Raw genomic sequence first — 7,639 nt, 5'->3', positions numbered from 1 at the left:
GGGCCTTGCGCGCGGGGGAGGGCGAGCGCGCCGGCCTGCCGCGCGGCGATGGGCGCGGGCGGCTGGGGGCGGCGATGCTGGTGTTCGCGGTGCTGGCCTGCCTGGTGCCGCCGCTCGGCGGCATCCCGGTCGGGGGCTACGCGGCGGTGGTGTTCGTGCTCGCCGCGGCCATCCTGGCACTGCCGGTACTCGCGCGCTTTGTGCTGCCCTTGCTCGCACACGGGCGCAGCGTGACCTGGCGGCTGGCGCACGCCCGCCTGGCGGCGGCGCCGGGGCAGGCGGTGGTGGCGGGGGCGGGGGTGATCGCCAGCGTCGCGCTCGCGGTGTCGATGGCGATCATGGTGAACTCCTTCCGCGTCTCGGTGGATGAGTGGCTCGCCCAGGTCCTCCCCGCGGACCTCTACGTGCGCGCCTCGGTGGCGAGCGGCAGCGGCTACCTCGACCCGCAGGCGCTCGCGGCGATCGCGGCTACGCCCGGGGTGGCGCGGGTGGATACCACGCGCCTGATCAACCTGCGCCTGTCCGACGCCGAACCGCTGTTCAGCGTGCTGGCGCGACCGGCGCAGGGCAACTGGGGGCTGCCGCTGGTGAGCGGAGCGATGGAGCCGGTGGCCAGCGACGCAGAGGGCCTGCCGCCGGCCTGGGTGTCGGAGGCGGCCGCCGACCGCCACGATCTCGCGCGCGGCAGCCGCTTCGAGCTGCCGCTCGGGGGGCGCATGCAGGCCTTCCGCGTCGCCGGGGTGTGGCGCGACTACGCCCGCCAGCACGGTGCCGCGCTGATCGAGAGCCGCGACTACGTCGCCCTCACCGGCGACGACCGGGTGAACGACGCCGCGCTGCTGCTCGAGCCCGGCGCCACCCCGGCGGCGGTGGCGCAGGCGCTGCGCGAGCGCTTCGGCGCCGAGCACATCACCATCGCATTGCCGGGCGAGATCCGCGCGATCAGCCTGGAGATCTTCGACCGCACCTTCCTGATCACCTACCTGATGGAGGCGGTGGCGGTGGTGATCGGCCTGTTCGGCATCGCCACCACCTTCGCCGCGCTCGCCGCCACCCGCCAGGGCGAGTTCGGCATGCTGCGCCACCTCGGCTTCACCCGCGCCGAGATCGGCCGGCTGATCGCCACCGAGGGCGCGCTCACCGCCGGCCTGGGCGTGATCGCCGGGCTGGCAGGCGGCGCGGCGATCGCCTGGGTGCTGATCGAGATCATCAACCGCCAGAGCTTCCACTGGAGCATGGAGCTGGCGGTGCCTTGGGGCGGGCTGGCGATCTTCGCCCTGAGCCTGGTGCTGCTGGCGGCGCTGGTGGCCCGGCTCGCCGGGCGGCATGCGATGCGGCAGTCGGCGGTGCTGGCGGTGAAGGCGGATTGGTAAGGGGTGAGGTGTGAGGCGTAAGGGGTCAGGAGCGGTGGGGGCTGAGAGGCGCACGACGGTGATTGCGCAGGGAGGCCTGAGAAAGAGGCTTGTCCAGCTGCGGGTGATGCTTGTGGCGTTGCTGATGCTGGCCGGGGGCGGGGTGGCGCAGGCGCAGGAGTCCGGGCCACCCTATCCGCCGGTGGTGCCGGGCAGGGCGCTGGTGTTCCCGCAGGATTTCGGTTCGCATCCCGACTACCGCACCGAGTGGTGGTACATCACCGGCTGGCTGCGGGATGCGGCCGGGGTGGAGCGTGGCTTCCAGCTCACCTTCTTCCGGGTGCGCACACGCATCGGCGAGGACAACCCGAGCCGCTTCGCGCCGCGCCAGCTCGTGCTCGCGCACGCCGCGGTGGCCGATCCGGCGACGGGCCGGCTGCGCCACGCCGAGCGCTCGGGGCGCGCCTATCCCGGGCTGGTCGAGGCGCTGGAGGGACGCACGGAGGTGCGGGTGGACGACTGGTCCCTCGAGGGCGGGGATAGCGCGCAGGCCGGCTACCGCAGCCGCATCGAGGCGGAGGACTTCGGCTTCGCGCTCGATTTCATGCCGGACCGCGCGCCGGTGCTCAATGGCCGCGAAGGCTACAGCCAGAAGGCGCCCGATCCACTCAATTCCAGTTACTACTACAGCCGCCCGCAGCTCGCGGTGAGCGGCACGCTGCGCCTGGATGGCGAGCCAGTGGCGGTGAGCGGCCATGCCTGGCTGGACCACGAGTGGTCGAGCGAGATCCTGCCCGCGAACGCGCGCGGCTGGGACTGGATCGGCATCAACCTCGCCGACGGCGGCGGCCTGATGGCCTTCCGCATGCGCGACCACGAAGGCCGCGCCATCTGGGCCGCCGCGAGCACCTCCGCACGCGACGGCAGCGTCCGCGTCCATCCGCCCGCGGAGGTGCGCTTCGAGCCCCTGCGCCACTGGCGCTCGCCGCGCACCGGCATCGAGTACCCGGTGGAGTGGGCGGTCACGGTGGCCGAGCGACGCTACCGGCTGCGGCCGCTGATGGACGACCAGGAGCTCGACAGCCGGGCCTCGACCGGGGCGATCTACTGGGAGGGCGCGGTGCGCCTGCATGCGGGCGGGGAGGGCACTGCGCCGGAGGAGGGCCCGGAGCTCGGCCGCGGCTACCTGGAGATGACGGGTTACGCCGAACGCCTGCGCATGTGAGGCGCGGGGGGGGGCCGGGGGGCGCCATGGGTGCAACGACAGCCCCGCTCCCGGACTACCCGCCGCAGTCGCGGATGAAAATCCTCAGAGCGCGACCAGCGTCTGCCGCCCCCACCAGGATTCGCCCGGCTGCACTTGCACCGGCTGGCGCGCAGCGGCGGCTTCGATGCAGAGCATGCGGCGGAAGCCGTCGTCGGGCAGGTCGGCGATCGCGGCGCTGCGCTCGACCCAGGGGTTCCACACCACCACGTCGGGGAAGCCGTCGGCGTTGATGCCCAGGCTGCGGTCGTACTCGCGCAGCAGCAGCGGCCGGCTGACCTCGTGGTAGACGCGGTCGGTCTCGGCCTCGATCACCAGCGCGTCGCCGCTGTCGCGCTGGACGCGGTTGGCGGCGGTCTTGTCGCGGTAGGAGAAGCCGTGCAGGCCCTCGATGCGCGACTCCTCGACCTCGCGGACCGCGAGGTAGGTGTGCAGCGCGGCGGTGAACTCGAAGGCCTCCTCGCCCGTGTTGGCGATCTCGATCTCGAGCTCGAGCCGGCTGTCCTCGATCAGGATCGACAGCTCGGCCGTGAACGCATGCGGCCACAGCGCGCGGCTGGCCTCGTCATCGGCCAGCTGCAGGCCGACCAGCGCGAAATCCTTGCCGCTACGCTCGGTCGCCAGCGTCCATCGCCGGTTGCGCGCGAAGCCGTGGGCGGGCAGGGGGCCGAGGTCGGCGAACTGCGGGAAGCACACCGGGACGCCGCCGCGGATGGCAGTGCTGCCGTCGAACACCGCCCGCGGGCTCAGGTAGAGGCGCTCTTCGCCACCGGGCGGCGTCCACGACAGCACCTGCGCACCCTGCAGCGCGACCACCGCGCGCGCGCCCGACGCGGTGGCCAGGCGCAGCGCGGGCTGGCCGTGGAACTCAATGTGCTCGATCGTCGCCGGCATCGATCAGTCCTGCAGCGCCAGGATGCCCAGCTTGACCGAGCTGTCTTCCGGATCGTTGCTGAGCACGAAGCCGAGCTTCTGCACGAACTTGAGCATGCGCTCGTTGTTGGCCAGGAAGACCCCGTTCATGTACTGGATGCCACGGCTGCGCGCGGTCTCGATCAGCACGCCCATCAGCTTGCGGGCGAGGCCGCGGTGCTGCCAGTCGTCGGCCACCACCACCGCGAATTCGCAGGACTCGCCGTCCGGGTTCACCGCGTAGCGGCACACGCCGATCTCGTTCTCGACGCCATCGACCTCGAGCGTGGCGACGAAGGCCATCTCGCGGTCGTAGTCGATCTGCGTCAGGCGCGCGACCATCGCGGGCGGCAGCTCGCGCATGGTGTTCATGAAGCGGTAGTACTTGGTCTCGGCGGACAGGCGGCGCACGAAGTCGACCTCGAGCTCGGCGTCTTCGGGCTTGATCGGGCGGATCGTCACCGTGGTGCCGTCGGGCACCGTCCAGGTGCTGATGAGGTGCGACGGGTAGGGGTGGATCGCCATGTGGTCGTAGCGGTCCGCCGTCGGCGACACGTTCTCCACGCTGATGTTGGCGTCGACCGCCACCACGCCGTTCTCGTCCACGATCAGCGGGTTGATCTCCATCGCGGTGATCCAGGGCAGCTCGCAGACCATCTCGGAGATGCGCAGCAGCACCAGCTCGAGCGCGTTCATGTCCACCGCCGGCATGTTGCGGAACTCGCCGAGGCGGGTGGAGATGCGCGTCGAGCGGATCATGTCCTTGACGAGGAAGCTGTTGAGCGGCGGCAGCGCGACCGCCACGTCGCGGTTCTCCTCGACCAGGTTGCCACCCTCGCCGAAGGTGATCGCGGGGCCGAACACCGGGTCGCGGCGCACGCTCACGACCAGCTCGCGGCCGTTGCGCTTCTGGATCATCGGCTCGATGGCGATGCCGTTGATGACCGCCTCGGGCTGCACGCGCTTGACCTCGTCGAGGATCTCCTGGTAAGTCGAGCGCACCGCGGCGAGGCTACGGATGTTCAGGCGTACGCCGCCCACCTCGGACTTGTGCACGATGTTGGGCGAGTCGATCTTCATCACCACCGGCAGGCCGATCTCGGCCGACAGCACCATCGCCTCGGCGGCGGTGCGCGCCACCACGGTCTGCGCGATCGGGATGCGGAAGGCGGCCAGCAGCGCCTTCGACTCCATCTCGTTGAGCTTCTTGCGGCGCTCGGACAGGGCCATCTCGATCACCAGGCGCGCGCTCTCGATCGAGGGCGGCGACAGGTGCGACAGCGAGGACGGCGTCTGCATCAGCAGCTTCTGGTTCTGGTAGTAGGCCGAGATGTGGCTGAAGAGCTCGACCGCCGGTTCGGGGGTGCGGAAGTGCGGGATTCCGGCGGCGCTGAACTTGGCGCGCGCGTCGGCGACGAGCTCCTCGCCCATCCAGCACACCAGCACCGGCTTGTCGGCGGTCTTCTCGAGCTCGATCACCACGTCGGCGACGCCGCTCGGGTCGGTCACCGCCTGCGGGGTCAGCATGACCAGCACGCCGTCGACATTGGGCCCTTCGAGCACCGCCTTGAGGGCGGCGCGGTAGCGCTCGGGGCCGGCGTCGCCAAGGATGTCCACCGGGTTGCCGTGCGACCAGCCGGCGGGCAGGCAGGCGTTGAGCTTCTCGATCGTTCCCTCGGAGAACTCGGCGAGCGGGATGCCGATGTCGGCCGCGCGGTCGGCAGCCATGACGCCCGGGCCGCCGCCGTTGGTGATGATCGCGAGGCGGTTGCCGCGCGGGCGGAAGTGCGAGAACAGCGCGTTGGCGGCCGCGAAGAGCTGGCCCATGTTGTACAGGCGGATCACGCCGGCGCGGCGCAGCGCGGCGTCGAAGACCGCGTCCTCGCCCATCGGCGCGCCGCTGTGCGACAGGATCGCGCGCGAGGCGCCCGGATGGCGGCCGGCCTTCACCAGCAGCACCGGCTTGACGCGCGCGGCGCCACGCAGCGCGCTCATGAAGCGGCGGGCGTCACGGATGCCTTCGACGTAGAGGAAAATGCTCTCGGTGCGCGGATCCGAGATCATGTACTCGAGCACCTCGCCGAAGTCGATGTCGGAGGAGGAGCCCAGCGACACCACGGTCGAGAAGCCGACGTTGTTCGGCTTGGCCCAGTCGAGGATGGCCGCGCACAGCGCGCCCGACTGCGAGATCAGGCCGATGCTGCCCTTGAGCGCGCTGGCGTGCGCGAAGGTGGCGTTGACGCCGAGCTGCGGGCGCATGATGCCCAGGCAGTTGGGTCCGAGCAGGCGGATGCGGTGGCGGTGGGCGGCCTCGACCACCTGGCGCTCGAGCAGCGCGCCGCGCGCGCCCGACTCGGAGAAGCCACCCGACAGCAGGATCACCGCCTTCACCCCGGCGCGGCCACAGGCCTCCATCAGCGCCGGCGCCTTCTCGGCGCGCACCGCCATCACCACCAGGTCCAGGCGCTGCGGCACGTCTTCGACCGACTTGTAGCAGGCGACCCCGTGCACCTTCTCGTGCTTCGGGTTGATCGCGAACAGCTTGCCCTTGTAGCCGGCCTCGAGCATGTTGCGCATGAGCACGCTGCCGAGGGAGGCCTCGCGCTCGCTGGCGCCGATGATGCCGACCGAGCGCGGCTCGAGGAGCGGGGTCAGATAGTGCTTTTCTTTCATGGTGGCCACCTGGGGTCCGAGTGGTGTGCTGCAATGGTTTGGCGGAGGCGGGCTCCGCTCGGAATTGGATTCATTATACTGCAGTGCACAAAGGGCGGTTGAGACCTTTGTCGCTGTTGCCGGCGTTTGGTGTCACGAGCGCCGCGGGACCGCCTGCGGTGGGGCGTCCCTTTCCCGGGCGCGCGCTCATCGCCCTCAATGTCCCAGCATGAAGCAGAAGCGCGCGCCCTTGCCCGGCTCCGCGCTCGCCCAGACTCGGCCCTCGTGGCGGGCGACGATGCGCTGCACGGTGGCGAGCCCGATCCCGGTGCCGGGAAACTCGTGCTGCGCGTGCAGGCGCTGGAAGGGCTGGAAGAGCTTGCCCGCGTAGTTCATGTCGAAACCGGCGCCGTTGTCCTCGACATGGAACACCGTGCGCTCGCCCTCGCGCGCCGCGCCGAAGACGATGCGCGGATGTTCGCAGTGGCTCGTGAATTTCCATGCGTTGCGCAGCAGGTTGTCGAGCAGCACGTGCATCAGCACCGGGTCGGCGACCACCGTCATGTCGCGCGTGATCTCGACCGCGACCGTGCGCCCGGGCGACTCGGCCTGCAGGTCGCGGATCACCGCTTCGGCGATGCGCGAAAGATCCACCGGCTGCCTGCGCAAGGGCTGCCGCGAGACGCTGGCGAGGTCGATCAGCGCATCGATCAGGATCGCCATGCGCTCGGCGCCGGCGCGGATGCGCACGAGCTGGTCGCGGTGGCGCTCGTCCAGGCGCGGCCCGGCCTCCTCGGCGAGGATGCGCGCGAAGCCGTCGATCGCGCGCAGCGGTGCGCGCAGGTCGTGCGACACCGAGTAGGAGAAGGCCTCCAGCTCGCGCATCGCGGTCTCGAGCTCGGCGGTGCGCGAGCGCACCCGCGACTCGAGCTCCTGGTTGAGGTTGCGCAGGCTGAACTCGGCGATCTTGCGCGCGGAGATGTCGTCGATGGTGCCGGCGATCCCGCTCTCCTGGCCGCTGCCGTCGCGCAGCGCGCGGCAGGCGATCCCCACCCAGCGGATCTCGCCGGCGAGCGTGCGCAGGCGCAGCTCGTCGCTCCACTCCTGGCCATCCCCGGCCAGCAGGGCGCGGATCGCGTCGCGCGCGCGGAGGCGATCGTCGGGATGGAGGAAGTCGGTCAGGGGATGCAGGCGGGCGGAGTCGAGCTCGAAGCCGGAGAGATCCCTCCAGGCGTCGTTGAGGAAGACCAGGCGGCCGAGTTCGTCGGTGCGGAAGAGCACCTCGCTGAGCGAATCCACCACCTCGCGGTAGGACTCGGCCGCCACGCCATTCGGGTCGGCGGTGGGCTCGCTCGCCGGTGGCGTGTCGACGGCGGGCGCTTGCCCGGGCCGGGCGGGCGCTCCGCGGGCGAGGCTTGTGGGCGCATCGGCGGCGAGGAGCCCGGGCAGGGCGCCCGGG

Annotated in this window: 5 protein-coding genes; 2 read left to right on the top strand and 3 right to left on the bottom strand. The window is 71.2% G+C overall.

Annotated elements, in window-relative coordinates:
- Both C667_RS17935 and C667_RS17930 read left to right on the top strand, forming a co-directional pair.
- Window positions 1-1,373: ABC transporter permease (locus tag C667_RS17935; RefSeq protein WP_004373501.1), on the top strand; the 1,373-nt coding region annotated here is incomplete at its 5' end.
- Between the two features lie 106 nt (window positions 1,374-1,479).
- Window positions 1,480-2,577 carry a lipocalin-like domain-containing protein gene (locus C667_RS17930; RefSeq protein ID WP_004373499.1) on the top strand — a complete coding sequence of 366 codons (1,098 nt, stop codon included), beginning with the start codon at window positions 1,480-1,482 and terminating at the stop codon, window positions 2,575-2,577.
- An 84-nt stretch (window positions 2,578-2,661) separates the two neighbouring features.
- On the opposite strand, the gene C667_RS17925 is transcribed toward C667_RS17930, so the two are convergent.
- The 3 genes from C667_RS17925 to C667_RS17915 form a co-directional block, all read right to left on the bottom strand.
- A complete protein-coding gene (locus C667_RS17925; protein ID WP_004373497.1) occupies window positions 2,662-3,510 on the bottom strand; it encodes a D-hexose-6-phosphate mutarotase in 849 nt (282 codons plus the stop codon).
- A 3-nt stretch (window positions 3,511-3,513) separates the two neighbouring features.
- Window positions 3,514-6,201 (bottom strand): bifunctional acetate--CoA ligase family protein/GNAT family N-acetyltransferase, encoded by a 2,688-nt coding sequence (locus C667_RS17920; RefSeq protein WP_004373495.1) that lies wholly within the window; start codon window positions 6,199-6,201, stop codon window positions 3,514-3,516.
- A gap of 195 nt (window positions 6,202-6,396) precedes the next feature.
- Window positions 6,397-7,639 (bottom strand): sensor histidine kinase (locus tag C667_RS17915; RefSeq protein ID WP_004373493.1); only part of this gene is annotated, 1,243 nt, incomplete at its 5' end.

The sequence above is a fragment of the Thauera phenylacetica B4P genome (genome assembly GCF_000310225.1).
GTDB classification, from domain to species: Bacteria; Pseudomonadota; Gammaproteobacteria; order Burkholderiales; family Rhodocyclaceae; genus Thauera; species Thauera phenylacetica.
The sequence above is the reverse complement of the archived record's forward strand: the minus strand, read 5'-3'. Positions and strand labels throughout refer to the sequence as shown.